The organism is Ignavibacterium sp. (genome assembly GCF_025998815.1).
Taxonomy (GTDB): domain Bacteria; phylum Bacteroidota; class Ignavibacteria; order Ignavibacteriales; family Ignavibacteriaceae; genus Ignavibacterium.
The window spans coordinates 2,524,866-2,549,815 of sequence record NZ_AP026678.1 but is presented as its reverse complement, the minus strand read 5'-3'; the positions used below and the strand labels follow the sequence as shown (position 1 = coordinate 2,549,815).

The window sequence follows — 24,950 nt, the reverse complement described above, 5'->3', positions numbered from 1 at the left end:
ATATAAATTCTCCCTTCATATATTTGCAATAAATAATGAGAGACTTATGAAACAATTTTTTATTGAATTATTCGATTACAATCATCAATGTAATTTAAAGTTATGCGAAGCATTTGTAGAAAATCAGGATAAAGTTTCTGAGAAAGCAATAAAAATTTTCAATCATCTTCTTAATGCACATCAGATCTGGAACAGCAGAATTCTGCAGAAAGAAATATCAACTTCTGTTTGGGAAATTCGCCCACTTTATGATTTGGAAGAAATTGAAATTAACAACCACAATCAGTCGCTGGAAATTCTTAACTCAAAAACTCTTGATGAGAAAATTCATTATTCCAACACAAAAGGACAAAAGTTCAGCAACAATATCCTTGATATTCTTTTTCATATAATAAATCATTCCACTTATCACAGAGGACAAATTGCTTCTGACTTCAGGCAAAATGGTTTGGAACCAATTGTAACCGACTTTATAGTTTATAAAAGGCAATGAAAGAAATACATTTATAATTTTATACAAACTACTGCATTCTATTTACTTTTATTATTTATAAAGAAATACTTCATTTAATTTTCTCTAAAGAGCTAAACATGAAAAATTCATCAACTCAAGACGAAAGAATCGCAAAAATGTCTTTTGCTTCCATTTATCCGCACTATCTTGCAAAAGTTCAGAAGAAGGGCAGAACTAAAGAAGAACTTCATCGGGTGATTAAATGGTTAACCGGTTTTGATGATAAAAAATTAAATCAATTTATTGATGAGAAGACTACATTCGAAACATTTTTTAAGAAAGCGAAACTTAATCCAAATGCTCATCTTATAACAGGAGTAATCTGCGGTATCCGCGTTGAAGAAATTAAAAATCCTCTGACACAAAAAGTAAGATACCTGGATAAACTTGTAGATGAACTCGCAAAAGGAAAAGCGCTGGAAAAGATTTTGAGGAAGTGATTCATTGTACTTAATTCATAAATTACTCTGAATTTAATACATTATTTCAGATTGTGGTTGAAAAAAGCTTTAGCAAAAACACTGCGGCTATTGGTTTTTACTTTTAAACCTGGTTACATCTTTTGACCTAAGTGAAAGATGTTTTGTTTTCCTTCCGCTTACTCTCTTGCGCCACATTCTAAAACTCGAAGGCTTTAATTTCTTTCGCATAATTTCGCGTACATCATTTTCTTTCAAACCAAATTGATTTTCAATTGCTTCGAAAGGTGTGCGGTCTTCCCAAGCCATTTCGATTATTCTGGATATGTCTGATGGTGAAAAGTTTTTCATAAAAAGTTAAACCGAATAAATAATTTATGAGTTCAACACGACAGAATTAATTGTAGGGGAAGGTTTTGCCTTTCCTGCCTTCTTCTGTTTTCGGTCGAGGCAAGTCTCGGCCATACAATAACACAACGGAACGAATTCGTATCCATTATTGTTCTTAAATTAGTATAATAAAAATGAAAAAGAGGAAAAAATGAAAGATAAAGTAGTAATTATAACCGGAGCCAATAAAGGCATTGGCAAAGAAGCCGCTAAACAACTTGCTAAGCTCGGAGCTAAAGTCTATATGGCTTGTCGTTCACTTGATTCAGCTAATCAGGCAAGAGAAGAGATTGTTAAAGAAACCGGGAATCAGAATGTTTTTGTAAAGCATCTCGATCTCGCCTCTGTTGATTCAATTAAAAATTTTGCAAATGAGTTCAGGCAAACTGAAAACAAACTTGATGTGCTTATTAACAATGCTGGACTCTGGACAAAGTCAAAGCAAATTTCAGAGCTTGGAGTTGAAATGACTTTTGCTGTTAATGTTCTTGGTCACCAGCTACTGACCGAACTGCTTTTAGATGAGTTAAAGAATGCTGCTCCATCACGAATTATAAATGTCGCTTCTCATTACGCAGGCGGACTTGAAATAGATGATATTAATTTTGAAAGAAGAAAATTCAACGAAACTCTTGCTTATAAACAAACCAAACAAGCTAACAGAATGCTAACCCGTGAATGGGCAAGAAGATTGGAGAAAGATAATATTTCTATATATTCATTGACTCCCGGATTTGTTCCGACGACGGAACTTTTCAGAGAGCAAAACGCTATTGGTAAATTTCTGTTAAAAGTTTTTGCGTTGATTGAAGGCAGAACAATTGAGGAAGGTGCTGATACAATTGTCTGGCTCGCATCTGCTGAAAAAATTGATGGAAGTAATGGTGGATTTTTCAATCAAAGAAAAGAAGAAAAATGCAAATTCAATAATCCCGAAGAAGAGAGACGATTGTGGGAAAAGTGTGAGGAGTTTCTTTCAGCAGTAAAAGAAAAATCAGTTGAAATGATTAAATAATCTTTAGGTGGTTCTCTGTGACTTCTTAGTGTAACTCCGTGAAAGAAAATAATTACACAGAGAACCACAGAGCAATCACGGTGAAACATAAAGAACAAAAAGAGGTAATTATGAAAGTCGGAATTATCGGAAGCGGAATGGTTGGTGCAACATCAGCTTATGCAATAATGATGCGCAAAGCTGCAAGCGATATTGTGCTGATTGATGCGAATGAAAAGCGGGCAATCGCAGAAGCTCAGGATATTATGCACGCCGTTCCGTTTGCTTCGGCAACAGACATATACGCCGGGACTTATAATGACTTAAAAGATGCTAAAGTCGTTGTAATTGCTGCAGGTGCAAATCAAAAACCCGGTGAAACAAGACTAATGCTTATGGAAAAGAATGCCTCAATTATGAGAGATATTATATCTAAAACGGTGGAAGTTAATCACAATGTAATTTTTCTTGTCGCGACAAATCCCGTTGATATAATCACTCACATTTGTATAAGCATCGCTAAAGAATTCGGAATTCCCTCAACAAGAATAATCGGAAGTGGAACAACTTTAGACACAGCACGATTTCGATCTTTGCTTGGAAATCATATCGGAGTTGATCCCCAGCATGTTCACGCATATGTTATTGGCGAACACGGTGATTCAGAAGTACTTTGCTGGTCAAATGTAGATATTGGAGGAGTTCCATTAGAAGATTTTATAGCACATAGAAATATTGATTTTAACGATGAAATAAAAAACAAGATTGATGATGGTGTTCGTAATGCTGCTTATAAAATAATAGAAGGTAAAGGTTCAACATATTACGGAGTAGCCGGAGCCATCGCTAAACTTGTTGAAGTAATTAATCGTGATAATCGTGCAGTACTTACAATCAGTGCCCTCAAGGATGATGTTGAAGGAATTAAAAATGTTACTCTTTCACTGCCTCATCTTATTGGGGGAGAAGGTGATCTTGGAGTTTTACCAATTAAACTTAGTGTTAAAGAAAAGATGTTGTTAAAAAAGAGTGCAGAGATTATTCGTTCTAAAATTGATGAGTATGAAAGGAAATGAAAAAAGAATTTCTTCCGCAGAAGATTTGCGTTGTATGTAACAGACCATTCTTATGGCGAAAAAAGTGGGCAAAGGTTTGGAATGATGTGAAATACTGCAGCGAGAAATGCAGAAGAAATAAAAAAACCTCAATTTAAAAAATTCAGTTTCTTCCCTCTTTAATTTTATATGAAAAAAATCATCTACTGGTTCAGAAACGATTTAAGATTGCACGACCAGCCATTGCTAAAATCTTTCGAAAGCCGAGAAGATATACTTCTTTTGCCCGTCTTTTGTTTTGATGAAAGATGGTTCAGAAAGCACAAATTGGGTTTCCCTAAAACCGGTAGTTTCAGAGCAAAGTTTTTAATTGAAACTGTAAATAACCTTAAAAGCAATTTTCAGAAACTCGGCTCTGACCTTTTGATAACCTTTGGTAAAACCGAAGATGTAATAGCAGATATTGCAGGTAAATTTTCTGCAGATGAAATTTATGCAGTAAAAGAAGATACGAGCGAAGAGATTCTTATCGAAACAGAATTAAAAAACCGTCTGAACATTCCAATCCATTTTCACGAATCGAAAACATTGCTAAAGGAAAATCAACTTCCTTTTTCACTTAAAAATTTGCCGGATGTATTTACTAACTTCAGAACGATGGTCGAACCATTGCTTTACTTAGTTGATACAAGTGATACTCCGGAAAAACTTCCGCCATTTCCTGATGAATTCAGAAGCGAAAAGAAATTTTCTTTATTTGACTTTGGTTTAACTGAATCTCAAAAAGATGAAAGAGCAGTGATGAATTTTATGGGCGGTGAAGATGAAGGATTAAAAAGATTGAACAAATTCATCTGGCAGGATAAGAATATTCTTAATTATAAAGAGACAAGAAATAAAATGATTGGCGAAAGTTATTCTTCAAAATTTTCACCGTGGCTTGCCAATGGTTCTTTATCTGCAAGAAAAATTTTTTCTGAGATAAAAAAATTCGAAAAAGAAGTGGAAGCAAATGAATCAACCTACTGGCTCGTGTTTGAATTGTTGTGGAGAGACTATTTCAGATTTGTTGCAAGAAAATACGGAAATAAAATTTTTCTGAAAGGTGGAATCAAAAACAAAAAGTTTGACTGCAGAAATGACCCTGAATTATTTGAAAAATGGCGATCCGGAAAAACAGGAAATGATTTCGTTGATGCTAATATGATTGAATTACTGAAAAGTGGATTTATGTCTAATCGTGGCAGACAGAATGTTGCAAGCTTCTTGTGCAAAGATTTAATGATTGATTGGCGCTGGGGTGCAGGCTGGTTCGAATCACAACTTATCGATTATGATGTCGCAAGCAACTGGTGTAACTGGATGTATGTAGCTGGCGTTGGTAATGATCCTCGCACGAACAGATATTTTAATGTAAACAAACAAGCTGAGATATATGATAAAGATGGGTCTTATAGAAAGCTTTGGCTTTATGGGGAAACGTAATTAAATGAATTTCAAATATGATTCTATTTTATTGGGATTTATACTTAAAGAATATAATAAATTCATTTGATTGAGATAATTTTATTTTGCTGAACAATAATCATTGAAGCATCATTGAGGTGAGAAATAATATCTGACCAGTTCTTCTCAAAAAATTTGTGCAAATCAGAAATTTTAATATTACCAAGTTGCAGATAAATTACCTTTGGTTTTTTCAATGACGAAATAGAAAGATTATAAAAATCGGTGTCTTTTGTGACTATTACCAAATTATTATTTAATGCATATTCCCATAATTGCATATCTGACATTCTTGGATCTAAGTCAGCCACAAAATGAAAATTACTTTTGTTGAAAAAAGAAAACCTTTTGGGCAAATTAACATCAATGAGAAATTTAAACTCTTCAGAGAGCATTTATCTGATAAGTAATAAATGATTTATCTGTTACTGCTTTAGCAAATTCAAGACAAGCTTTAATATCTTCCTCTTCAAGCATGGGATATGCTTTGAGAATATTTTCAATTGTTTCGCCAGCGGAAAGATATTCTAAAATTGTTGAGACGGTAATTCTTAAACCTCTTATAGTAGGTTTCCCGTTACAAATTTCAGGATTTATTGTAATTCTCTCAATTAAACTTTTCATAGTTTTTTTTGTTTTTAGTTAAAATAAACAATTAAACCTTATGCTTCAATGTTTTTGATTAGATGAAAACAATGCTTACAAATGCCTTTGAGAATAAACAATTTTTGATGAATTAAATAATGTTAAAATGAAAACTGCTATCAACATAGTCTGGTTCAAAAGAGATCTTAGATTGAAAGATCATTTGCCACTAAAAACTGCGATTGAAGAAGGTTTACCAATTCTTATGATTTTCATCTTTGAACACTCTTTGATAACAGCTCCTTATTCAGATGAAAGACACTGGAGATTTGTTGTTGAGTCAATTAAAGATTTGAATGAACAGTTGAAAAAATACTCTCAACAAGTTTATATGTTTTATGGGGAAGCTATTCCTTTATTTGAAAAGATTCTCTGTTACTATGAGATAAAAAATGTTTTCTCTCATCAGGAGACAGGAACCTGGCTGACTTATCAGCGAGACATCCAAGTGAAAAATTTTTTCAAGAATAATGGTATCAGATGGAAGGAATTTCAAAGCAATGCTGTGATACGAGGATTAAAAAATCGTGATAACTGGAATGAGAGACGAAATGAATACTTATCCAAACCGATAGAAATTCCTCAACTCGACAAGTTAAAACCTTTTATAATAGAGAAAGAGATATTAGAAAGTTTCTCGGCTGATAAACTCATTTCATCATTAAACTTTAACCATCAAATGCAAAAAGGCGGAGAAACAGAAGCTAACAGAGTTTTAAATTCTTTTCTGAATGAAAGACATATAGGTTATACAAAAAATATTTCACGTCCTGAAGAAAGCCGCAAACACTGTAGTCGTTTATCACCATATCTTGCGTGGGGGAATTTATCAATCAGACAAGTAGAGCAAGCAACTATTCAAATATATAAGAAACGTCCGTCAAAGAGAGATTTACTTGCATTTCAATCGAGAGTTGCATGGCATTGTCATTTTATTCAGAAACTTGAAACAGAACCGGAATATGAATTTAAAAATATCAACTCAGCTTATGATAACATCAGAACAGAATGGAACGATACTTATTTCAATGCCTGGAAAGATGGATTAACCGGCTATCCATTGATTGACGCTTGTATGAGATGTTTAAAAGAAACCGGCTATATCAACTTCAGAATGAGAGCTATGCTTGTCTCATTTCTCACTCATCATCTCTGGCTTGATTGGAAAGAAGGCGCAAATTTTCTGGCAAAACAATTTTTAGATTTTGAGCCGGGAATTCACTTTCCACAGTTTCAGATGCAGGCAGGAACAACAGGAATTAATACAATAAGAATTTACAATCCAACAAAACAAGCTTTAGAACACGATAGCAATGCAATCTTTATAAAAAAGTGGATTACTGAGCTATCCAATCTTCCTTCGTATCTTGCTATTGAACCCTGGAAAATTACTCCGGTTGAAGAAATAAGTTATAACTTTCATTATGGAAAGGATTATCCTGAAAGAATAGTCAATACTGAGTTAACTTACAGACAAGCAAATAAAGTTTTATGGGATATTAAAAAGTCTGAAGCTTCAAAAAGCGAAGCAGAAAAAATATTATCTAAACATGTTAAATCGGGTTGAAAAATGAAAAACGAGATAAAATTTTTTGCGGGCATTGATGTTCAAATCAAAAGAGGATGTTGTTATTACATAATTGATGAAAACAAAAATTATTTTGAAAGCGGCTGGGTTACGGAAAACATTCCACAATCATTAAAAGAAATTTTTCTTAAAGTATCCAGCAACAATCCGTACAAAATTGCAATCGGAATTGACTCACCAAGAATGCCCATCGACAAACTTCGCAAAAGAAGCTTTGAAAGAAAAACTAATTCGTGGAAAAATAATGATGAAGGAAAAATCGGAAGAGAATGCGAAGTGATAATAAAATCTTACAACATTGCAAATCCACAATGGACAAGAACATTACAAAATTCTCCCGATTGGATGAAGCTGGGATTCTCAATTTACGATACATTAACGGGTTTCCATTTTGTTTATGAAGTTTTCCCATCTGCTTCTTACAGAATGCTTGAGAAGGAGAATATTAAATATGAACTATGTCTGAATAATTTTATTGGTGGAGTAAAAGATATGCTTGATGCTTCAGTTGGCGCAATAACTGTTTATGAGTTTATCAATGGCAGGGGATGTGAAGTTGGTGGTGAAGATGGATTGGGAACAATTGTGTTGCCACGAAAAATAGAAAATTGGATTGCCGATTTAACAGATTAAACTGATAGGAGTGGACTTTTCATACAGGAATTATTCTGATTATTACTTTATTTTATCAATATGAAAATACTTTTAACCGGTGCTACCGGATATATCGGCAAAAGACTTTTACCTGTTCTGATTGAAAAAGGACATCAGGTTATTTGCTGTGTTCGTGATAAAAACAGATTTCCCACAGATGGAATCTATAAGCATCCCAATGTTTCAGTATTTGAAATAGATTTTCTGAAAGAGGTTCAAAGTTTAAGTTTAAGTTCAAGTTCAGGTTTAAGTGAAGGTCTTATTAAAGATATTGATGCAGCTTACTATCTTATTCATTCAATGAGTTCCAATGTAAAAGACTTTTCGTCACTTGAAGAAACCTCCGCAAAAAATTTTATCAAACTTGTCAAGCAAACTTCGATAAAGCAGATTATTTATCTAGGTGGAATTACAAACGAAGAAAAACTTTCAAAACATCTTTCTTCCAGAAAAAGAGTTGAAGAGATTCTTTCAACAAGCGGCATTCCTTTGACTTCAATAAAAGCGGGAATAATCGTTGGTTCCGGAAGCGCATCATTTGAAATCATTCGTGATCTGGTTGAAAAGCTTCCTGTGATGATTACTCCCAAATGGCTTAACACAAAACATCAGCCAATTGCTATCAGAAATGTTCTTGAGTTTTTAACCGGTGTTTTACTTAAAGAAGAAACATTCAATCAATCTTATGATGTTGGCGGACCGGATGTTTTATCATACAAAGAAATGCTTTTACAATTTGCCGAAGTAAGAGGACTAAAGAGATTTATTTTTACTGTGCCTGTAATGACCCCAAGACTTTCATCTTACTGGCTTTACTTTGTTACATCCACATCATATATGCTTGCAACAAATCTTGTTAACAGTATGAAGGTTGAAGTTGTTGCAAAGGATAACCGGCTTGAAAAAATGCTTGGCATTAAACCGATATCTTACAAAGAAGCCGTGCAACTTGCATTTCAGAAAATTGAACAGAACAATGTTATATCAAGTTGGAAAGATTCTCTTATTTCGAGTTATGTAGATAATTCCCTCCTCGAACACATAAATGTTCCCATCAACGGTTGTTATGTAGACAAAAGAGAAAAAGAAATTACAACAAGCATTGATCAGGTGCTTGATAACATCTGGTCAATTGGTGGTGAACGCGGATGGTATTATGCTGATTGGCTCTGGCATATTCGCGGTTTTCTGGATAAGCTTGTCGGTGGTGTTGGGCTGCGAAGAGGAAGAACAAACAAAACAGAAATTCATACCGGAGATACACTCGACTTCTGGCGTGTGCTTGCTGCTGATAAAGAGAACAAACGACTACTTCTTTATGCAGAAATGAAACTCCCCGGTGAAGCCTGGCTTGAGTTTAAGATTGTTGAAAGAAACGGCAAAAATTATTTACAACAAACCGCAACCTTCCGTCCAAAAGGCTTACTTGGCAGATTGTATTGGTATTCTGTTCTCCCGTTTCATTATTTTGTGTTTGATGGGATGGCTGAGAATATTATCGCAAGTAAAAATTAAAATGTATCAAAGGGATTTTTAATTTTATTAAGCTGTGATTTACTTATTTGTGTATAAAGAAGAGTTGTTTTAATATCTCTATGTCCAAGAATTTTTTGAATAATAGAAATGTCAGTCCCTTGCTCAAGCAAATGTGTTGCATAAGAATGTCTTAAAGAGTGAACGGTTATATGCTTTTTAATATTACATTTTCTTAATGCTCTTTTAAGAATAGCCTGTATGCTCCGTGTCGAATAATATTTTTCAAACTGTCCTTCAAAAATAAATTCATTTGGTTTATATACTTTATAATATTCTCTTAATAAAGCTAACATTTTGTCAGATAGCGGAACAAACCGATCTTTATTTCCTTTTGATTGCTCTATTCTTAAAAGCATTCGCTTAGAATCTATATCTTTTACTTTTAGATTTACACATTCACTGATACGCAAGCCACAAGAATAAATAAGCGAAATGATAGTTCTGTGTTTTAGATTTTCAATGCAATTAATAATTGATTTAACTTCTTCAATACTTAAAACATCCGGTAGCTTTCTTTCTTTTCTGTATCCTCTTAAAAAATTGCTGTTTAATTTTACACCAAAGACAATTTCTGAATAAAGTTTTACCGCCATTATGGAGTTTTTAATGTGACTAAAAGATAAATTTTTCTCTTTAAGATGTAATGCAAATTTATATAACGACTGTTGACTGGGATTTTGCAAACCAGAAAAAGAGTTGTACGTTTCAACTGCTTTTAAATATGTTTTTATAGTTTGAGGAGAATAATTTCTTAAAGAAAGGACTTCCCGCAACAAAGCTATTTTATTAGTTTTCATACCGTAAAACTCCTTAATTAGTGGTTTTCCCGCAGTAAATTTATAAAAATAAATTGTTTTTATTATTATTGCAGGAAATAAATAGTTAGCGGCAAGTATAGCACAAAGTTCAACCTAGACTATAAATAACGACTGACAATCAACAAAAACGATAGACAATGACAACAGTTTTAATCATTTTGACAATCATCTTGCTTCCTGTTCTTTACAATATGTTGGTTCCTTTAAAACCACCACGACTTGACGGTTACTTTAAATCAGGACAAACCTTTAGCAGCAAGATGGAAGGAGTTACACAGACCATAATTAAACAGGTTGGCGACAAAGTTTATAGTGAGTTGACACTTGCTCCAGGGGCAGCGGGACCACCAGAACATCTGCACATTAGCTTTGACGAAAGTGCGACCATAACACAAGGAACATTGACAGTAAAGTTGAATAATGAAGTAATTGAAATGGGTGCAGGTAGCAGAATAAGTTTTCCAAAAGGACAGTATCATACTTTTTCCAACAAGACCAATTCAGAAGTTGTAATCACTTGCGACAAAGACAGCGATTATGTCCCTGTGGGCTTTGCATACACCCTAGCACAGTTTTATCCACTTATGGACAGCAGTTCAAAATTAAAAATGGTTCATTTCTTTTTCAAAATGTCAATGTTTGGCGACCTGTTCGACAGCTATGTTGTTGACGCACCTGTAAACGCTCAAAAGACAATTAAAAAGATACTAAGACCATATGCAAGAGTGTTGGGATACAAACTTTACGACAGCAAATCAAAGCCATGACACTGGGACAGCTACAATCGGACAGCAAACCAGCCGCTAACAAGGGGTTTTCAATAGCGGGGGTTCCGTGCTTCGCAGACACATTTGTGCAAGGTGTAAGTTCAGTTCTCCGAACAAAGTTTAGTGCTAAAACTCCCCGCCATCGCAAACCCCCAAACCGTTGGGTGCAACCCATAGGATCTAAGTGGAATAAAATAATGTACGACAAACTTTTCAATTACTTATCACAATATGTTACGCTCACAGAGGAGGAAAAAAGGGCTATTATATCCTTTGACACTTTTCGTTCGGCAAAAAAAGGCACTGTATTATTAAAGGAAGGACAAAAGTCCGATTACAGCTATTTTGTTCTTCAAGGTTGTATCCGAACCTATTATGTGATTGACGGTGAAGAAAAAACTACGGCTTTCTATACCGAAATGGAAGGCGTTACTCCACATTGTGTTATCAACAAAAAGCCTTCTGAATATTACATCAGTTGTGTGGAGGATTGTATTTTGGTTATCTCAAATTCCAAAATGGAAACAGAAACCTTTGAAAAATTCCCAAAGCTTGAAACGCTTTGCAGAATTATGGCAGAGCAGGAATTAGCGAAAGAAAAAATCAATTTTGACGAATTTAAAACCTCATCGCCCGAACAACGTTACCTGAACTTATTAAAAAAACGCCCCGACCTCATTCAACGTATACCGCAACATCAATTAGCAAGTTATCTGGGAATAAAACCGCAATCGTTGAGCAGACTAAGAGCCAGAATTTTGAAAAAAAATAAACCGTAGATTTATTTCTTAACTTAAGTGAACGAATTGTAGTGTGTCTCCAATCTACTTTTGCAGTATCGTTTAACATCAATTAAAAAGATATGCAAAAGAAAATTTTATGGATTGGACTGGCGCTTATGATGCTAAGCAATTTAAAGGTACAAGCTCAATATAGTGAGCAAGACAGCACCTACAAAAAATTCTTTGTTGGTAGTACTTTGTTTTTGTTGGGTAATTTTGATAAGGTAGATCCACCCCATTTTGCACAACTCAATTTGGGGTTTCGTGTTACAGGAAAAGATGTGATTTCTCTTGAATTGGTAACATGGCAACATTCTTGGCCACTTGGCATTAATCCTTTTTATAATAAAGCTTACGGAACACCTGAAGAGAAATTCCCAGGGTATATAAAAGAAATAGGTTTTGGTTTTGCGTACCAAAGATATTTTTGGAAAGGTCTGTATGCTGCTGCCCACGTCCAAGCAATGTGGCAAACCTTCAAAAATGAAAATGATAAAAAAGTTGGTAGTGGGTTTAATATTTTTAATACCTACCGTGTTGGCTATCATATTAAACTCTTTAATGACAAATTCTTTTTTGAGCCATCACTTGGTATAGCCGGTCGTCCATATTACACTGAAATGCCTATAGGTTTCAAAGAAAAAGATGACAAGTGGCCAAAGTGGACACCAGAACCTGGGCTGCATTTTGGATTTAATTTTTAAATAATGAATACCCAAATGCATTTGGAAGACAACCAAGTTAATGTGAGACTAAAACTCGCTTCACTATGGGTGAGTTTTATGTTTCTCTACATCTATGTGGATTACTTTGCCTTGTATATGCCAAATAAGATTGACGATATCACCAAAGGTAAAGTATTTGTATTTGATATTACGGAAGGCTTTATTTTTACAGCACTTTTTTTAGCCACTATTCCGATATTAATGATTTTTCTATCATTAGTATTACCCGCTAAAATAAATCGCATAACAAATATTATTGTGGCTATCATTCTTATTCCTTACATGCTCTTCAATTTGGCAGGAGAAGCTTGGTGGCATATGTATTTTGCAGCAGCCGTAGAAGTTGTTTTGCTTTGTATTATTATACGCTATGCTTACAAGTGGGTTTAACTTGATAAACGGAAATGAAAAAATCAGTTAAAGTATTATCTATTGTTGTAATATCATTCGGGTTTTATTTTGTTTTTGATGAAATGTTTTTCAAAATCATCAGAAAATGGTTGTTTGAACAAACAAATCAACTCGGAATTAGTCATATATTAACTTATCTGATTACAGGAATCCCATTTTTTATTGGCACTTTATTGATTGGGAAAAGATCGGATTTTTTTCAAAATTTAGGGCTTGATAAGTCTATATTCAAAGGATTTTTATTTGCCCTAATCTGTACTTTACCAATGTATATTGGTTTTAGTGCGATTTTTGAATTCAATCCAAGCATAAAACCGGATGCAATTTTAATAGGAGTTGTTTCTGCCGGCTTTTTCGAAGAACTATATTTCAGAGGTTTCCTATTCGGACTGCCTTTCAGACATTCAAAACTTGGATTTATTCTTTCGGTTCTATTCGGAGCACTTTACTTTGGCTTTTTACATTTGTATCAAAGTAATGACTTCATTGAGTTGACGGGTATATTCTTGATCACCTTTTTGGGCGGTATCTTATTTGCTTGGGTATATGCTGAATGGAATTTTAACATTTGGATTCCCATTTTCCTGCATATGTTAATGAATTTAGCATGGGAAATATTTTCCGTGAGCGACAATGCTCTGGGTGGAATTTATTCAAATGTTTTTCGGTTTTTAACAGTTGGCCTGGTAATTATCTTGACAATACTTTACAAAAAAAGAAATGGATTAAAGTTATCGGTTAATAAAAATACTTTTTTGCTTTTAAAAACCAATCAAACTGCATAATGATAAAACAATAAAAAAATGATAAAAATACTGATAATTAACGGTCATCCAGACAAAGAAAGTTTCAATTTTGGACTTGCTGAAGCCTACAAAAAAGGAGCCTTATCCAGAGGTCATGAAGTAAAGGAAATTATCATCAGGGATTTGAATTTTAATCCTAATCTACAATTTGGGTATCGAAAACGAACAGAACTTGAACCCGACTTATTAGATGCACAAGAAAAAATAAAATGGGCAGACCATTTAGTGCTAATTTATCCGGTTTGGTGGGGTTCAATTCCTGCAATTATGAAAGGTTTTTTTGATAGAGTATTCTTACCCGGATTTGCTTTTCAAAAACGAGGAAAATCTGTTTGGTGGGACAAATTACTAAAAAACAAATCCGCAAGAATTATTTCGACTCTTGACCAACCTGCGTGGTATTATTGGCTTGTTTATGGAAAACCAAGTAATAATGCAGTTAAAAAATTGACTTTGCAGTTTTGCGGAATTAACCCTGTAAGAGTTACGAATATTGGACCTATTCGACTTTCTAAAGAAATCTATAGACAGAAGTGGATTAACAAAATTGAAAGGTTTGGAGAACAAGGTAAATAAACAACGACCCGCCAACAGGCGTTTGGCTCAATGGCGGATGACGTGGTTAATTGAACAAGTGCCTGCCGGCAGGCAGGGAAACCCGCCACTGCACCAAGTGTCAAAACGTTAACTCAATTATCTACTATGCACAATAAAATTTTTCTCTTCACAATTCCTTCACTTTAGTTCTTGGTTTGGCATAAGTGAGTCTTGCTATTCGTTTTGTCTCGTGGTAACTGTCCAGTGCACTGATTGCTATTGTTCCGGCTTTTTCAATATCAACATATCCATCATTGGTTAGCACATCATCCGGTATAATTACTTCAAGTATTTCTCCAACTATAAAAATTGTGTCGTTAGTTTTTATTAAATGTTCTTCGACAAAACGGCAGCCAATTTTTATATTCGACTCTTTTACATAAGGGGCTTTGATTGTATTTGCGAATTCAGGTGTCAATCCGCATTCATCAAATTCAGAAACATCTTTATCATATCTTGCGGATGTTTGATGTGCTTGTTTATAAATTTCTTTGTTGATATGATTTATTGTAAAGTAACCGGCGTCTTTAATGTTTTCATAAGTGTGGCGAGGTACAGATGCAGGACGAACCAGCATTCCAATCAGCGGTGGATTTGCACCAACGTGAATTACAGAGCTGAATATGGCAAGATTTGTTTTGCCCTTTTTTGAAATTGTTCCGATTAAGTTTGCACTCTTAAATCCCGAAAGAGAATTAACAAAGTTAGTTCTGAATAACTTCTCAAATTGTAAAATGTTTTCGTTTGTTATTTTCATTTTTTTCACGGAAATCTTCTTTTCGGCAGACAGGGACGCTAAGTCGCAAAGTTTAAATAGTTTTAATGGAAGAAATTCCGCCATCAATTTTTAATATTTGTCCGGTTATGAATGAAGCAGAATCAGAAAGAAGAAAAGCAACTGCTTCTGCAATTTCTTTTGCATCACCAATTCTTTTTAACGGATGTCGGTCTTCTGATGATTTAACTTTTGTTTCATTGTTTAAAAGTTTTTCTGCAAGCGGAGTATTTGTTATTGAAGGCGCAATGCAATTAACACGAATGTTTGGTGCAAACTCTGCCGCCAGAGAACGGGTTAATCCCTCAACCGCACCTTTTGCTGAAGCGATAGAAGCGTGATAGGGCATTCCAGTTTGAACAGCAACTGTGCTGAACAAAACTATGCTTGATTTGCCGGCTTCTTTTAAGTTGTTAAAATATTTATTGATTACTTTAACAGCGCCAAGAAGATTCACTTCAAAATCATTTTGAAAATCTTTAAGCTTTAAACTCTTTAATGGTTTTAAGTTTATTGTGCCGGGACAATAAACAATTCCGTTAAGTGGTTCGCTGATTTGCGGAAGTTCATCCATTGGTTTTGTTACATCTGCGGAGATGAATTTAACATTGTTTAATCCGTCAAGATTTTTTTTCTCTCTGCTTAAAACAATAACACGATTGTTCTTGCTCAGATGCTTTGTCGTTTCCAATCCGATTCCGGATGTTCCTCCAATTATTAAATATGTACTCATTAATATTCTCTCATTTTATTTTTAGTTATTGTAAATCTAGTTGTGCTCTCCGTGTTATCAGTGCAAACAGCTGGCTCCGTGGTTCTCCGTGTAACCAGTTCCGATTGATTTCACAGAGAAGAACAAATTATAATTTCAAATTAATTCCAACACCAACTCCACCGGAAAGCAGACTTTCTATATGAGGATAAAGATTAATGTTAGCATTGTTCTGATGAATGAAATACAAAGTCACATCAAACAGCAATAGAAATCCGCCCTGAAGTAATAAACTGTTGCCATATCCTTTCAATCTTTCTGCACTTGAAGAATTCTTTGATCTTTCTTTCAAATAAAACCCCGTCATTATGTAAGCAGCATCCAGTCCGGCGTTAAGTAAAAGAAAACTTTGCAGTGAATTATAATCTTTCAGAATTTCTAAATTCGTCATTGATGCAGGATCAGAATTTACAGCATTGAAATATCCAAACGCAGCAATACCTAAATTCACAACATTCCACATTGCATTAAACTGATGAAAATATTTTGCCTCTCCACTTGCCTTAAAGTTTCCGTAAGTTCCTACCAGAATATTTCCAACTACCCATCCACCAAGCACAAGCATTGCAGATTCGTTTATGTTCATTCTCTCAAGATGAAAGTCTTTCAATAAAGAATCACTTTGTGGATTTGCAGACAGTGTGAAAAAGAATAGAAAAATACTGATGTAAAAAAGTATATTCATAATGTTTGTAAAACAGTCTAATTTGAATAAAAGTTCATTGATTTTGAATGAGTTTTCATCTCTTCATTTTACAGGTTCATCTGGCTGATAAACCAGTTCATCGTCTTATTTTTTCCAACCCCATCTGTGCCTCTTAAGTTTGGAACAGAAACTTAAATACATTTATTCACAAACTTATAAGGATACAAAAATGAAAAAGTTACTTTTAACAATCGCTGCTTTAACACTCTTTGCCGTTTTTAACCAATCTTATTCTCAAGACAAATGGAGTCTGGAATTGAGACCTGGCATTAATTATGCAACTCAGGATATTTCAGATGCTGATCTTGGTTTAGGATTTGGGGGAGAGTTAACCATAGCTTACAGATTTATGCCTCATCTTGCAGCTTATGCAGGTTGGAGTTATAATAATTTTGCGGTTGATCAATCGTTTGCTGGTTCTGATGCAAGCTTTGAAGAAACAGGTTACACATTCGGGTTTCAGTTCATTCATCCAATCGGAGAATCAGATATAAAATATCTTGTTAGAGCTGGCGGCACGTACAACCACATAGAAATTGAAAACAATAATGGCGATATAACTATTGATTCCGGACATGGATTGGGTTGGCAAGCTGAAGCAGGTCTGGTAATTTTATTAAGTGAAAAGTTTTCATTATTACCTTCTGTCAGATATCGCTCACTTAACAGAGATATTGATATAAATAATGTAAGCACATCTGTTGATTTGAATTATTTGTCAGTTGGTGTTGGATTGTCGTGGTCGTTTTAGCAATCCAGTATGTCATTCTGAACGGAACGAAGTGAAGTGAAGAATCTCTGAAATTAATTTTAAGAGATTCTTCGCTTTGCTCAGAATGACGAGAAAAAGAGTAATCATCTGAAAATTTTTTTAACGAATTTAGAACAGAGAATAATAAAACTAAATCTATGGAGAATAGAGAATGAATTTACTTATCAAGCAAACATCCCGGGAAGATTTTAGTATTACCGAAAATATTACACGCGAAGCATTCTGGAATGTTTATAAACCTGGTTGCAGTGAGCATTTGGTTCTACATAATCTAAGAAAAAGTCAAAGCTATATTAAAGAACTCGACCTTGTTGCTATCCGTAACAACCAAATTGTTGGGCATATTATCTCGACAAAGGCAAAGGTAGTTGATTCACTAAATAAAGAATACGAAGTCTTATGCGTTGGACCTTTGTCAGTATTACCAAATTTTCAAAAGAAAGGAATTGGTGAAAGATTGTTGAAAGAATCTATTGAAATAGCAAGAAGATTAGGATTTCGGGGAATGATTCTTTTTGGTAATCCTGATTACTATCATCGTTTTGGTTTTAAGAATGCTAAAGAGTTTGGGATTACAACAAAAGACTATCAAAACTTTGAGCCGTTTATGGCTTTAGAGTCATTTGAAAACTCTTTAATTGATGTTGGGGGAAGATTTATTGAAGATGAAAGTTTCGATGTAAATGAGGATAAGTTAAACGAATTTGAAAAACAATTTCCTTACAAAGAAAAACAGGTTACTGATACGCAGCTTGAAATGTGATAAAATTTTTCGCAATAAGTTAATTAGAAGGTATCTAATATAATTTTTGACGATTTTTAAAGTGTGAAAATGAAATTAAATAAATATACCGTACTTACAATTCTGCTTCTGGCATTCTTTGTCCAGCTGATAATTATAACATACAATTATGTTACAGGATATATTATTGTTCCAAACATTGGAAATTATTTAACACGATTAGCAATTGGCACTTCTTTCAGTTTTGTTTTTGCTTTAGTGCTGGTTTATCTCGACCTTCAGATTATTAACAGACTTGATAAAATATTTCCTCTACCCCAAAAACTATTACCAAGAATACCTGCAGAGCTTTTATTTGCCGTGTTTGCTGCAATTGTTATCGGTTCATCAATAACTATTCTAGCCAATTCGCTAATGCCTTATCCGGATGGATTATCAAAGAACATGATTAATAACTCGCTGATCACTTCGGTTCTCAACATTATCATTATAACTGTTATTGAAGCTATTATCTGGTTCAAAAGAAGTCAGCAGTCTTTAGTAAAAGCAGAAAGACTTGAAAGAGAAAACTCACAAATAAGATTTGAAACACTGAAGAGTCAGCTCAATCCACATTTTTTATTTAACAGTTTAAATGTGCTTTCATCATTAATAAAAAAAGATTCTGACAAAGCGCAAAATTTTGTGGATGAGTTTTCTTCGGTTTACCGATACACACTTGATGTGATTGAGAAACCTGTTGTTGAATTAAGAGAGGAAATAGATTTTGCTAAGTCCTTTTTGTTTCTTCAAAAGATCAGATTTGATAACGCTGTTGATATGGAAATAAATATAGATGTCGCCAAATTAAACTATCTCGTTCCGCCACTTGCGGTGCAGACATTACTCGAGAATGTTTTTAAACATAATAGAGCTTCCGTTGATAATCCTTTGAGAATAAAAATATATAATGAGAATGATTGGCTTGTGGTTGTTAATAATCTTCAGCCCAAGATTAAAGGAGTAGAATCAAAAGGAGTTGGATTGAATAACCTTAGAAAAAGATATGAACTGCTGGGAGAAGAACTTCCGCATTTTACAGTTACTGAAAAAGAATATGTTGCAAAAATACCGTTAATAAACCCTGATTAATTTCGGTGGCTCTCAGTGCCTACTCCGTGATCCTCTGTGAAAGAACAAAGGATTGTTACACGGAGAACCACGAAGGATACACAGAGTTACACAGAGGAAGAAATGAAAACAATAATAATTGAAGACGAAAAACTTGCCGCAGAAAGATTGGAAGAGTTAATCAAAGAGATTGATTCGTCTATTGAAATTTCTGCAAAGCTTACTTCTGTTGAGCAATCCATAAAGTATCTTAAACAGAATAAGCCGGATTTAATCTTTCTTGATATTCAGCTTGAAGACGGATTAAGTTTTTCAATCTTTGAAAAGGTTGATGTTGATGTCCCGATTATCTTCACGACCGCTTATGATCAATATGCGATTAAAGCATTCAAGCTTAATAGCATAGATTATCTTCTTAAGCCCATTAAGAAAGATGAACTGCGTGAAGCATTAAATAAATACAAAAATATCAAATCATCTTACCTGATGGATTTTGAAGAAATAATCAGAAGCATTCAAAACAAAGACATTAGTTACAAGAAAAGGTTTTTAATCCAGTACGGACAAAAGATTAAAAAAGTTGAAATTGATGAGGTTGCTTACTTCTATGCATTGGAGAAAAATGTTTTTCTGACAACGTCATCTGGCAGCACATTCCCGATTGATTTTACACTCGATAAACTTCAGGATGTGATTGATCCGGAAAAATTTTTTCGTATCAACAGAAAAATGATAGTTGCATTTAGTGCAATAAAGAATATGATTCCATATTCCCGCTCAAGAATAAAAATTGAATTAAATCCCCCCGAACCAAAAGAAGTTGAAGCACTTGTAAGTGTGGAAAGATCATCTGCATTTAAAGAGTGGATGGATAAATGAAATAAAACGAGAATTAAAATGAAAAAGTTGATTCTTTTACTTTTATTAAATAACATCATTTATTCCCAAACTAAAAAGGATATGAAAGGGTTTACTAACATTTGAATAATCAGCGCTCAAACCCCTGTATGAAGAGTCTGATAAGACAAATAAAATCTTAACTAATGATGTTAAGAATTTAAAGACAGAGTTGGCAGATAAATGATTTATTCAAAGTTTTATTCTTTCATTACTCTTTGGTTGTACTTCACATCATAAATCTCAAGTTTATACCAGGTGAAATCTCCATCCTCAAGTTTCCAGGTTGCTTCACCTTTAACCGGAATTTTTATTCCATCATAAATTTTGTATTCATTCAAAGTTATTGTCCACTCTTTTAATTGCGAATCATTCTCTGTTCCCATATAACGCATTGCACTGAATTTTACAAAATCACCATTCTCATTAAAATAAAATAACGCCGAACCTGTTGTTTCTTTGTAACTCATTGTTGCTTTGGCTGTCATCGAATCAACTTCTTCCCACTTAATAAAAGGACTAACTGCTGCCGAAGGAAACCAAACTATTTCGCCAAGGTATCTTTGCAGTGTGCCTTGATTTATTTTTTCGTTGTCACTTGAGTTTACAATATTTATAAGCGATAAAATTTTTATCAGCATACTCCCTTTGCCATCGGAAAATTTATCTCGTCCTGTAAAAAACACGAGCGGCATCATATCAACTTTAACTTTCCATATAAACGCCGGATTATCAACAGTAAACCATTGCTCGGCTTGTGCATTGTACCATTTTTCCTGTTCGGGTTTCAACCGGATTTTACCGCGCTGTTTCAGATAAACCGTATGTATCTTTTCTCTTCCAACTGCTCCGGAGTTTTTTAACCACTTTTGAATAACTGGTGGAAGATGAGATATTCTTTCTTCAGTCAAAATTTCTTTTTTATCAACGGAATTTTCAGAAAGCATTTCTGTAACTTCACTTTTAACATCTCGATTAAATGACCAACCGGCAAAGGCAACTATTGTAACAAGAAGTATTATAATGTTTGGTATCGTTCCAAACTTTGCATCCTGCCAGAATAATATGATTAGAATTTGTGATAAGATTACTGCGGCAAGTCCGGTTATCCACCACAAATCATGATTACTTATAAACTGAATTGCTGCCGCAAGTAAAAGTATAAATGCAAGCAGCCAGAGTATACCCATTGGTTTGGATATGTGTTGAGTGAGCTGGTTGATTTCTGCAAGCTGAAATGCTTTGAAGAATCCAAGCAGATGAATCAGCGCATGAACAAGAACGATAAAGAAAAAAATCCATTTCATAATAAACTCTAATTGTTATGATAGTAAAAATATGAGATTATTAACCAAGTATTTTTATTATTTTATAAACAAACAAATTTTTTAGTAAAGAATGGTTGACAAAACAAAATCTGATAATGGGTTTATTCCTGATCACGGAGGTTATAAAAAACTTTTAACTTATCAGAAGGCAGAAATTATTTATGATGGAACAGTTTATTTCTGTAATAAATTTTTGGAAAGAAGTGATCGTACAAGAGATCAAATGATCCAGGCTGCAAGATCGGGAAAACAAAACATTGCTGAAGCAAGTATGGCGTCAGCAACTTCGAAAGAAACGGAAATTAAACTTACCAATGTTGCCCGTGCAAGTTTGGAAGAATTATTAATTGATTATCAGGATTTTCTTCGAACACATAAACTGAAAGAATGGGAAAAAGAACATAAGTATGTCAAAAGATTAAGAGAATTAAACAGAACACCAAATGCTAATTACGAGACTTTTAGAAAAGGCATTGAGCACCCAAACCCTGAAATAAGTGCTAATGTGTTGATTGGACTTATCAAAATTTCTTCTTACTTACTAAGTCGGCAAATTAAAAGACTGGAAGAAGATTTTGTAAAAGAAGGTGGCTTGCGGGAAAGAATGACCAAAGCCAGGATAAATTATAGAAACAAGGGACAAAAGTGACTGTTGCGACATTTGCAGTCCCGCTTGTCACAATTGTCCCAGAAAAAAATTTTTAAAGCCTAACCATTTCCCTTATTCCATCTTCCGGTGAAATTGGAGTAAAATTAAACCTCTTGTTAAACTTACTGCTGTTGAAGAAATAATCCTGCTTAAACTGATAACCAACATCTTGTAACTCTTTAAGAATCGGCATAAACAAACCAACTAAACTTATCATCCAATCCGGCATTGTCTGGATTTTCTTTTGCTTATTCATTGCGGTCATCATTAGTTCAATCCACTGTTGGTTTGTAAGTTTTTTATCTGTCGTGGGAAGATGCCAAACCTGATTATATGCATCTTTTGTATTGCCGAGTAACGCAACAGCTTTCCCGATATCTTTACTGTAAATAAAATTATGAATTACATCCAGGTTGCCAAGCCATTGCGGACTTTTATCTTTAAGAAGATTTAAGTAAACGCTTTGATAAAGCATACTGCCTATAACTCCAGGTCCATAAAAATCTGGTGCGCGTGCTATGATTGCTTCAACTTTGTTTTTATCAACAGCGTCCATCAACATTTTTGCTACTTCTGCACGAACTTTGCCTTTTTGTGAAATTGGATTTATAGGGGTTTCTTCTGTCATATTATTGAGATACTTCGGATCATACATATAGACATTATCAACAAAAACGATTTTTGTTTTGTACTTAATGCAAGTATCAATCAGGTTTCTCATAAACTTTGGCCAAAGCTCACGCCAGACTTTTATATTGTATGGAAAAGCAATTGTTACATAAGCAACTTCTGATCCTTTTACTGCTTCGTCAAGCTGCTTTGGATCAGTTAAATCTGCTTTCATTAGTTGGTCTGTATCGTTAACCTTTTTCGGATTACGGCTAACAACACGAATTTCTTCTGTATAGTTAAATAACTCTCTTGTTATCTCTGTACCAGCACCTCCGCCGGCACCAAGTATTGTTTGCATAGACTCTCCTAATTATTTACTGTTTCATTTCAAAGATAATTTAATGACTTATAAAAATCTTTTCTTTAAAATAAAAAAGGCGTCTGTTGTGACGCCTTTCTCAGAGCTTAATAAAAGAATATCTTTTTAATTACGCGATTTTGCTTCATTAACTACGATATTTCTACCTTTAAGTTCCGAATCATTGAGTGCTTCAATTGCACTTTTTGCATCGGCTGAGTTCTCCATTTCAACGAATCCAAATCCTCTTGATCTGCCTGTTTCGCGATCTTTAATCACTTTAGCAGAAACAACATTTCCATGTTCTTCAAATGTTTCTCTTAATGTTTCGTCATCAACTGACCATGGGAGAGAACCCACAAATAACTTAGTACTCACTAGAACCTCTATAAATAAATATTAAAAAATCCCGGACTATTTCCGGAGCACTTCAAACATAGGTATAATAACATTATAAACCTAATTTAATTGTTCATAATATGTGTTGTACTTAACAAGCAATGTGTATGATATTTTATTCCTCTTCTATTTCATCACAGAATATTATTTTTTCACAGAAAAAAAGATTGATTTATGAGTTTTATTCCTTCTTATAAGAAAATTTCAGAAAGCGAATTTGATGAAAGAATTCGTGTTGCCGACAGCATAATCAAAAGCTGTACAAGCTGTCCGCGTAATTGTATGGTTGACAGAACAAATGGTGAATTAGGAACCTGTCAAAGCGGTGATAAGCCAATTGTTTCTTCATACACTTTGCACTTTGGTGAAGAACCAGTTTTATCAGGTACAAACGGAGCCGGGAATATTTTCTTTGGCAATTGTAATCTCAGATGTGTTTATTGTCAAAACTTTGTAATCAGTCAGAATCCCAAAATCGAAAAAAGAAATGAAATCACCGTTGAACGATTAGCTGAAATAATGATTGAGCTTCAGAATATGGGAAGTCATAATATTGGATTAGTTTCTCCAACTCACTTTGCAGTTCCGATTCTTAAATCAATTCGAATCGCTTCGCAACTTGGATTAAATCTTCCGATAATTTATAACACTAACGGATATGACTCTGTTGAAATGTTAAAACTCTACAAAGATGTAATTGATATTTATCTGCCCGATTTCAAATATGGCAATAATGAAAACGGCAGAGTTTATTCAAAGGTTAGCGACTATTTTGATAAAGCAAAGCTGGCCATAAAAGAAATGTATAATCAGGTGGGCAGCGAGCTTGTTTATGAAAATGGAGTTGTTGTAAGAGGTTTAATCATCAGACATTTAATTCTTCCAAATGATTTATCTGAAACCGAAAAAGTCTTTAAGTTTATCAGCGAAGAGCTTGATAAGAAAGTTCATATCTCTTTGATGACTCAGTATTATCCAACAAACCGAAGCGAGAAGCATATTCTTATAAACAGAACCATCCGATATAAAGAATTTGTGAAAGCTGTTGAGTTACTTGAAAAATACGGACTTGAAAACGGATGGATGCAGGAACTTGAAAGTAATGAATTTTATCGTCCATCATTTGAAGTTAGTCGTGATGATCCGTTTAATAATAAGAAACTAAACCTTGTTTAATTTTCCGGAGATAAAATGAATATTGATGTAACTACTCCTGCTCTTCTTTTCCCGGCAATCTCACTTCTGTTGCTGGCATATACAAACAGATTTCTTACAATTGCAACGTTAATTCGTTCGTTGCATAAAAACTATAAAGAAAGTCCGGATACTGCTCTTCTGGGTCAGATTGAAAATCTTCGCAAGCGTGTTTATCTGATTAAGCATATGCAGGGAGTTGGCGTTGCAAGCTTATTCCTTTGTGTTTTGTGTATGTTTCTCCTTTTTGCTGGTCAAATTGAGATTGGGAAATATGTTTTTGGATTAAGCATACTTTTATTGATGCTTTCGCTTATTCTGTCTTTGAAAGAGATTGCCATATCTGTTGATGCCTTAGAGTTGCATCTTAGTGATATAGAATCAAGAAAATAAAATAACCCGAGCGGGCAAAACCGTTCGGGTTAATGG

The 24,950-nt window shown here is 34.1% G+C and carries 32 protein-coding genes; 22 read left to right on the top strand and 10 right to left on the bottom strand.

The window, feature by feature from the left end; all coding sequences use genetic code 11:
• The first annotated feature begins 46 nt into the window (after positions 1–46).
• Entirely contained in the window at positions 47–493 is a 447-nt protein-coding gene (locus tag Q0X14_RS11080; protein ID WP_297838356.1) for a DinB family protein, read from the top strand.
• Between the two features lie 98 nt (positions 494–591).
• Positions 592–954 carry a DUF2200 domain-containing protein gene (locus Q0X14_RS11075; protein ID WP_297838352.1) on the top strand — a complete coding sequence of 121 codons (363 nt, stop codon included), beginning with the start codon at positions 592–594 and terminating at the stop codon, positions 952–954.
• A gap of 87 nt (positions 955–1,041) precedes the next feature.
• Here Q0X14_RS11075 and Q0X14_RS11070 read toward each other — a convergent pair whose 3' ends face one another.
• Positions 1,042–1,284 carry a TIGR03643 family protein gene (locus tag Q0X14_RS11070; protein ID WP_297838348.1) on the bottom strand — a complete coding sequence of 81 codons (243 nt, stop codon included), beginning with the start codon at positions 1,282–1,284 and terminating at the stop codon, positions 1,042–1,044.
• 190 nt (positions 1,285–1,474) lie between these two features.
• Here Q0X14_RS11070 and Q0X14_RS11065 point away from each other — a divergent pair, with 190 nt between their 5' ends.
• From Q0X14_RS11065 to Q0X14_RS11055, 4 genes are all read left to right on the top strand, one after another.
• Positions 1,475–2,338: an SDR family oxidoreductase gene (locus Q0X14_RS11065; protein ID WP_297838345.1), complete on the top strand. Its 864-nt coding sequence runs from the start codon at positions 1,475–1,477 to the stop codon at positions 2,336–2,338.
• A 110-nt stretch (positions 2,339–2,448) separates the two neighbouring features.
• The gene (locus tag Q0X14_RS11060) at positions 2,449–3,393 is read left to right on the top strand and encodes an L-lactate dehydrogenase (RefSeq protein ID WP_297838343.1); all 945 of its coding nucleotides are present in this window, start codon (positions 2,449–2,451) and stop codon (positions 3,391–3,393) included.
• A complete protein-coding gene (locus Q0X14_RS15615) occupies positions 3,390–3,530 on the top strand; it encodes a DUF2256 domain-containing protein (protein ID WP_366522772.1) in 141 nt (46 codons plus the stop codon). Before Q0X14_RS11060 ends, Q0X14_RS15615 begins: the two co-directional genes overlap by 4 nt.
• Before the next feature lie 31 nt (positions 3,531–3,561).
• Positions 3,562–4,857: a DASH family cryptochrome gene (locus Q0X14_RS11055; RefSeq protein WP_297838340.1), complete on the top strand. Its 1,296-nt coding sequence runs from the start codon at positions 3,562–3,564 to the stop codon at positions 4,855–4,857.
• A 62-nt stretch (positions 4,858–4,919) separates the two neighbouring features.
• Here the strand turns inward: Q0X14_RS11055 and Q0X14_RS11050 are convergent, their stop codons facing one another.
• Together Q0X14_RS11050 and Q0X14_RS11045 are read right to left on the bottom strand one after the other, a co-directional pair.
• The gene (locus Q0X14_RS11050) at positions 4,920–5,273 is read right to left on the bottom strand and encodes a DUF5615 family PIN-like protein (RefSeq protein ID WP_297838337.1); all 354 of its coding nucleotides are present in this window, start codon (positions 5,271–5,273) and stop codon (positions 4,920–4,922) included.
• Positions 5,263–5,502, bottom strand: coding sequence for a DUF433 domain-containing protein (locus Q0X14_RS11045; RefSeq protein WP_297838334.1), 240 nt, complete (start codon positions 5,500–5,502; stop codon positions 5,263–5,265). Before Q0X14_RS11045 ends, Q0X14_RS11050 begins: the two co-directional genes overlap by 11 nt.
• Before the next feature lie 127 nt (positions 5,503–5,629).
• Here Q0X14_RS11045 and Q0X14_RS11040 point away from each other — a divergent pair, with 127 nt between their 5' ends.
• Genes Q0X14_RS11040 through Q0X14_RS11030 form a run of 3 tightly spaced genes read left to right on the top strand, consistent with a single transcriptional unit; the run spans position 5,630 to position 9,280 of the window.
• A complete protein-coding gene (locus Q0X14_RS11040; RefSeq protein WP_297838331.1) occupies positions 5,630–7,090 on the top strand; it encodes a deoxyribodipyrimidine photo-lyase in 1,461 nt (486 codons plus the stop codon).
• Positions 7,091–7,093: 3 nt separating this feature from the next.
• Positions 7,094–7,744 carry a hypothetical protein gene (locus Q0X14_RS11035; RefSeq protein WP_297838328.1) on the top strand — a complete coding sequence of 217 codons (651 nt, stop codon included), beginning with the start codon at positions 7,094–7,096 and terminating at the stop codon, positions 7,742–7,744.
• Positions 7,745–7,804: 60 nt separating this feature from the next.
• A complete protein-coding gene (locus Q0X14_RS11030; protein ID WP_297838325.1) occupies positions 7,805–9,280 on the top strand; it encodes an SDR family oxidoreductase in 1,476 nt (491 codons plus the stop codon).
• On the opposite strand, the gene Q0X14_RS11025 is transcribed toward Q0X14_RS11030, so the two are convergent.
• Positions 9,277–10,098 (bottom strand): tyrosine-type recombinase/integrase, encoded by an 822-nt coding sequence (locus Q0X14_RS11025; protein ID WP_297838322.1) that lies wholly within the window; start codon positions 10,096–10,098, stop codon positions 9,277–9,279. The two genes, Q0X14_RS11030 and Q0X14_RS11025, sit on opposite strands and share 4 nt — an antisense overlap.
• A 158-nt stretch (positions 10,099–10,256) precedes the next feature.
• On the opposite strand from Q0X14_RS11025, the gene Q0X14_RS11020 reads away from it, so the two are divergent.
• From Q0X14_RS11020 to Q0X14_RS10995, 6 genes are all read left to right on the top strand, one after another.
• A complete protein-coding gene (locus Q0X14_RS11020; RefSeq protein ID WP_297838319.1) occupies positions 10,257–10,886 on the top strand; it encodes a cupin domain-containing protein in 630 nt (209 codons plus the stop codon).
• A gap of 197 nt (positions 10,887–11,083) precedes the next feature.
• Positions 11,084–11,665, top strand: a complete 582-nt coding sequence (locus tag Q0X14_RS11015; RefSeq protein WP_297838316.1) for a Crp/Fnr family transcriptional regulator — start codon at positions 11,084–11,086, stop codon at positions 11,663–11,665.
• Positions 11,666–11,748: 83 nt separating this feature from the next.
• Positions 11,749–12,372: a hypothetical protein gene (locus tag Q0X14_RS11010; RefSeq protein WP_297838313.1), complete on the top strand. Its 624-nt coding sequence runs from the start codon at positions 11,749–11,751 to the stop codon at positions 12,370–12,372.
• Between the two features lie 3 nt (positions 12,373–12,375).
• A complete protein-coding gene (locus Q0X14_RS11005) occupies positions 12,376–12,783 on the top strand; it encodes a DUF6326 family protein (RefSeq protein WP_366522771.1) in 408 nt (135 codons plus the stop codon).
• A gap of 110 nt (positions 12,784–12,893) precedes the next feature.
• Positions 12,894–13,589, top strand: a complete 696-nt coding sequence (locus Q0X14_RS11000) for a CPBP family intramembrane glutamic endopeptidase (RefSeq protein ID WP_297838311.1) — start codon at positions 12,894–12,896, stop codon at positions 13,587–13,589.
• 18 nt (positions 13,590–13,607) lie between these two features.
• Positions 13,608–14,186 carry an NAD(P)H-dependent oxidoreductase gene (locus tag Q0X14_RS10995; protein ID WP_297838309.1) on the top strand — a complete coding sequence of 193 codons (579 nt, stop codon included), beginning with the start codon at positions 13,608–13,610 and terminating at the stop codon, positions 14,184–14,186.
• A gap of 148 nt (positions 14,187–14,334) precedes the next feature.
• Here the strand turns inward: Q0X14_RS10995 and Q0X14_RS10990 are convergent, their stop codons facing one another.
• The 3 genes from Q0X14_RS10990 to Q0X14_RS10980 all read right to left on the bottom strand — a co-directional run bounded on the left by Q0X14_RS10990 (position 14,335) and on the right by Q0X14_RS10980 (position 16,439).
• Entirely contained in the window at positions 14,335–14,964 is a 630-nt protein-coding gene (locus tag Q0X14_RS10990; RefSeq protein ID WP_297838306.1) for a flavin reductase family protein, read from the bottom strand.
• Between the two features lie 52 nt (positions 14,965–15,016).
• Complete coding sequence (locus tag Q0X14_RS10985) at positions 15,017–15,715, bottom strand: SDR family oxidoreductase (protein ID WP_297838303.1); 699 nt, start codon at positions 15,713–15,715, stop codon at positions 15,017–15,019.
• Positions 15,716–15,842: 127 nt separating this feature from the next.
• Positions 15,843–16,439, bottom strand: a complete 597-nt coding sequence (locus Q0X14_RS10980) for a hypothetical protein (RefSeq protein WP_297838300.1) — start codon at positions 16,437–16,439, stop codon at positions 15,843–15,845.
• Positions 16,440–16,629: 190 nt separating this feature from the next.
• On the opposite strand from Q0X14_RS10980, the gene Q0X14_RS10975 reads away from it, so the two are divergent.
• The 4 genes from Q0X14_RS10975 to Q0X14_RS10960 all read left to right on the top strand — a co-directional run bounded on the left by Q0X14_RS10975 (position 16,630) and on the right by Q0X14_RS10960 (position 19,963).
• Entirely contained in the window at positions 16,630–17,211 is a 582-nt protein-coding gene (locus Q0X14_RS10975; RefSeq protein ID WP_297838298.1) for an outer membrane beta-barrel protein, read from the top strand.
• 172 nt (positions 17,212–17,383) lie between these two features.
• The gene (locus Q0X14_RS10970; protein ID WP_297838295.1) at positions 17,384–17,995 is read left to right on the top strand and encodes an N-acetyltransferase; all 612 of its coding nucleotides are present in this window, start codon (positions 17,384–17,386) and stop codon (positions 17,993–17,995) included.
• 69 nt (positions 17,996–18,064) lie between these two features.
• Positions 18,065–19,105, top strand: a complete 1,041-nt coding sequence (locus Q0X14_RS10965) for a histidine kinase (RefSeq protein ID WP_297838293.1) — start codon at positions 18,065–18,067, stop codon at positions 19,103–19,105.
• A 102-nt stretch (positions 19,106–19,207) separates the two neighbouring features.
• Positions 19,208–19,963 carry a LytTR family DNA-binding domain-containing protein gene (locus Q0X14_RS10960; protein WP_297838290.1) on the top strand — a complete coding sequence of 252 codons (756 nt, stop codon included), beginning with the start codon at positions 19,208–19,210 and terminating at the stop codon, positions 19,961–19,963.
• A gap of 218 nt (positions 19,964–20,181) precedes the next feature.
• Here the strand turns inward: Q0X14_RS10960 and Q0X14_RS10955 are convergent, their stop codons facing one another.
• Positions 20,182–21,288, bottom strand: a complete 1,107-nt coding sequence (locus tag Q0X14_RS10955) for a DUF6544 family protein (RefSeq protein ID WP_297838287.1) — start codon at positions 21,286–21,288, stop codon at positions 20,182–20,184.
• A 91-nt stretch (positions 21,289–21,379) separates the two neighbouring features.
• On the opposite strand from Q0X14_RS10955, the gene Q0X14_RS10950 reads away from it, so the two are divergent.
• Positions 21,380–21,958 (top strand): four helix bundle suffix domain-containing protein, encoded by a 579-nt coding sequence (locus Q0X14_RS10950; RefSeq protein WP_014558999.1) that lies wholly within the window; start codon positions 21,380–21,382, stop codon positions 21,956–21,958.
• 52 nt (positions 21,959–22,010) lie between these two features.
• Here the strand turns inward: Q0X14_RS10950 and Q0X14_RS10945 are convergent, their stop codons facing one another.
• The gene (locus Q0X14_RS10945; RefSeq protein ID WP_297838279.1) at positions 22,011–22,928 is read right to left on the bottom strand and encodes an NAD-dependent epimerase/dehydratase family protein; all 918 of its coding nucleotides are present in this window, start codon (positions 22,926–22,928) and stop codon (positions 22,011–22,013) included.
• A gap of 126 nt (positions 22,929–23,054) precedes the next feature.
• Positions 23,055–23,306: an RNA-binding protein gene (locus Q0X14_RS10940; protein WP_014559001.1), complete on the bottom strand. Its 252-nt coding sequence runs from the start codon at positions 23,304–23,306 to the stop codon at positions 23,055–23,057.
• A gap of 195 nt (positions 23,307–23,501) precedes the next feature.
• On the opposite strand from Q0X14_RS10940, the gene Q0X14_RS10935 reads away from it, so the two are divergent.
• Positions 23,502–24,503 (top strand): radical SAM protein, encoded by a 1,002-nt coding sequence (locus Q0X14_RS10935; protein ID WP_297838274.1) that lies wholly within the window; start codon positions 23,502–23,504, stop codon positions 24,501–24,503.
• A 15-nt stretch (positions 24,504–24,518) separates the two neighbouring features.
• Positions 24,519–24,914 carry a DUF2721 domain-containing protein gene (locus Q0X14_RS10930; protein WP_297838271.1) on the top strand — a complete coding sequence of 132 codons (396 nt, stop codon included), beginning with the start codon at positions 24,519–24,521 and terminating at the stop codon, positions 24,912–24,914.
• Positions 24,915–24,950 lie beyond the last annotated feature (36 nt).

Bases quoted from the DNA above. Each gene is read 5' to 3' on its own strand.
- Q0X14_RS11080 (WP_297838356.1), top strand. From the start codon at position 47: ATGAAACAATTTTTTATTGAATTATTCGATTACAATCATCAATGTAAT.
- Q0X14_RS11075 (WP_297838352.1), top strand. From the start codon at position 592: ATGAAAAATTCATCAACTCAAGACGAAAGAATCGCAAAAATGTCTTTT.
- Q0X14_RS11070 (WP_297838348.1), bottom strand. From the start codon at position 1,284: ATGAAAAACTTTTCACCATCAGACATATCCAGAATAATCGAAATGGCT.
- Q0X14_RS11065 (WP_297838345.1), top strand. From the start codon at position 1,475: ATGAAAGATAAAGTAGTAATTATAACCGGAGCCAATAAAGGCATTGGC.
- Q0X14_RS11060 (WP_297838343.1), top strand. From the start codon at position 2,449: ATGAAAGTCGGAATTATCGGAAGCGGAATGGTTGGTGCAACATCAGCT.
- Q0X14_RS15615 (WP_366522772.1), top strand. From the start codon at position 3,390: ATGAAAAAAGAATTTCTTCCGCAGAAGATTTGCGTTGTATGTAACAGA.
- Q0X14_RS11055 (WP_297838340.1), top strand. From the start codon at position 3,562: ATGAAAAAAATCATCTACTGGTTCAGAAACGATTTAAGATTGCACGAC.
- Q0X14_RS11050 (WP_297838337.1), bottom strand. From the start codon at position 5,273: ATGCTCTCTGAAGAGTTTAAATTTCTCATTGATGTTAATTTGCCCAAA.
- Q0X14_RS11045 (WP_297838334.1), bottom strand. From the start codon at position 5,502: ATGAAAAGTTTAATTGAGAGAATTACAATAAATCCTGAAATTTGTAAC.
- Q0X14_RS11040 (WP_297838331.1), top strand. From the start codon at position 5,630: ATGAAAACTGCTATCAACATAGTCTGGTTCAAAAGAGATCTTAGATTG.
- Q0X14_RS11035 (WP_297838328.1), top strand. From the start codon at position 7,094: ATGAAAAACGAGATAAAATTTTTTGCGGGCATTGATGTTCAAATCAAA.
- Q0X14_RS11030 (WP_297838325.1), top strand. From the start codon at position 7,805: ATGAAAATACTTTTAACCGGTGCTACCGGATATATCGGCAAAAGACTT.
- Q0X14_RS11025 (WP_297838322.1), bottom strand. From the start codon at position 10,098: ATGAAAACTAATAAAATAGCTTTGTTGCGGGAAGTCCTTTCTTTAAGA.
- Q0X14_RS11020 (WP_297838319.1), top strand. From the start codon at position 10,257: ATGACAACAGTTTTAATCATTTTGACAATCATCTTGCTTCCTGTTCTT.
- Q0X14_RS11015 (WP_297838316.1), top strand. From the start codon at position 11,084: ATGTACGACAAACTTTTCAATTACTTATCACAATATGTTACGCTCACA.
- Q0X14_RS11010 (WP_297838313.1), top strand. From the start codon at position 11,749: ATGCAAAAGAAAATTTTATGGATTGGACTGGCGCTTATGATGCTAAGC.
- Q0X14_RS11005 (WP_366522771.1), top strand. From the start codon at position 12,376: ATGAATACCCAAATGCATTTGGAAGACAACCAAGTTAATGTGAGACTA.
- Q0X14_RS10995 (WP_297838309.1), top strand. From the start codon at position 13,608: ATGATAAAAATACTGATAATTAACGGTCATCCAGACAAAGAAAGTTTC.
- Q0X14_RS10990 (WP_297838306.1), bottom strand. From the start codon at position 14,964: ATGAAAATAACAAACGAAAACATTTTACAATTTGAGAAGTTATTCAGA.
- Q0X14_RS10985 (WP_297838303.1), bottom strand. From the start codon at position 15,715: ATGAGTACATATTTAATAATTGGAGGAACATCCGGAATCGGATTGGAA.
- Q0X14_RS10980 (WP_297838300.1), bottom strand. From the start codon at position 16,439: ATGAATATACTTTTTTACATCAGTATTTTTCTATTCTTTTTCACACTG.
- Q0X14_RS10975 (WP_297838298.1), top strand. From the start codon at position 16,630: ATGAAAAAGTTACTTTTAACAATCGCTGCTTTAACACTCTTTGCCGTT.
- Q0X14_RS10970 (WP_297838295.1), top strand. From the start codon at position 17,384: ATGAATTTACTTATCAAGCAAACATCCCGGGAAGATTTTAGTATTACC.
- Q0X14_RS10965 (WP_297838293.1), top strand. From the start codon at position 18,065: ATGAAATTAAATAAATATACCGTACTTACAATTCTGCTTCTGGCATTC.
- Q0X14_RS10960 (WP_297838290.1), top strand. From the start codon at position 19,208: ATGAAAACAATAATAATTGAAGACGAAAAACTTGCCGCAGAAAGATTG.
- Q0X14_RS10955 (WP_297838287.1), bottom strand. From the start codon at position 21,288: ATGAAATGGATTTTTTTCTTTATCGTTCTTGTTCATGCGCTGATTCAT.
- Q0X14_RS10950 (WP_014558999.1), top strand. From the start codon at position 21,380: ATGGTTGACAAAACAAAATCTGATAATGGGTTTATTCCTGATCACGGA.
- Q0X14_RS10945 (WP_297838279.1), bottom strand. From the start codon at position 22,928: ATGCAAACAATACTTGGTGCCGGCGGAGGTGCTGGTACAGAGATAACA.
- Q0X14_RS10935 (WP_297838274.1), top strand. From the start codon at position 23,502: ATGAGTTTTATTCCTTCTTATAAGAAAATTTCAGAAAGCGAATTTGAT.
- Q0X14_RS10930 (WP_297838271.1), top strand. From the start codon at position 24,519: ATGAATATTGATGTAACTACTCCTGCTCTTCTTTTCCCGGCAATCTCA.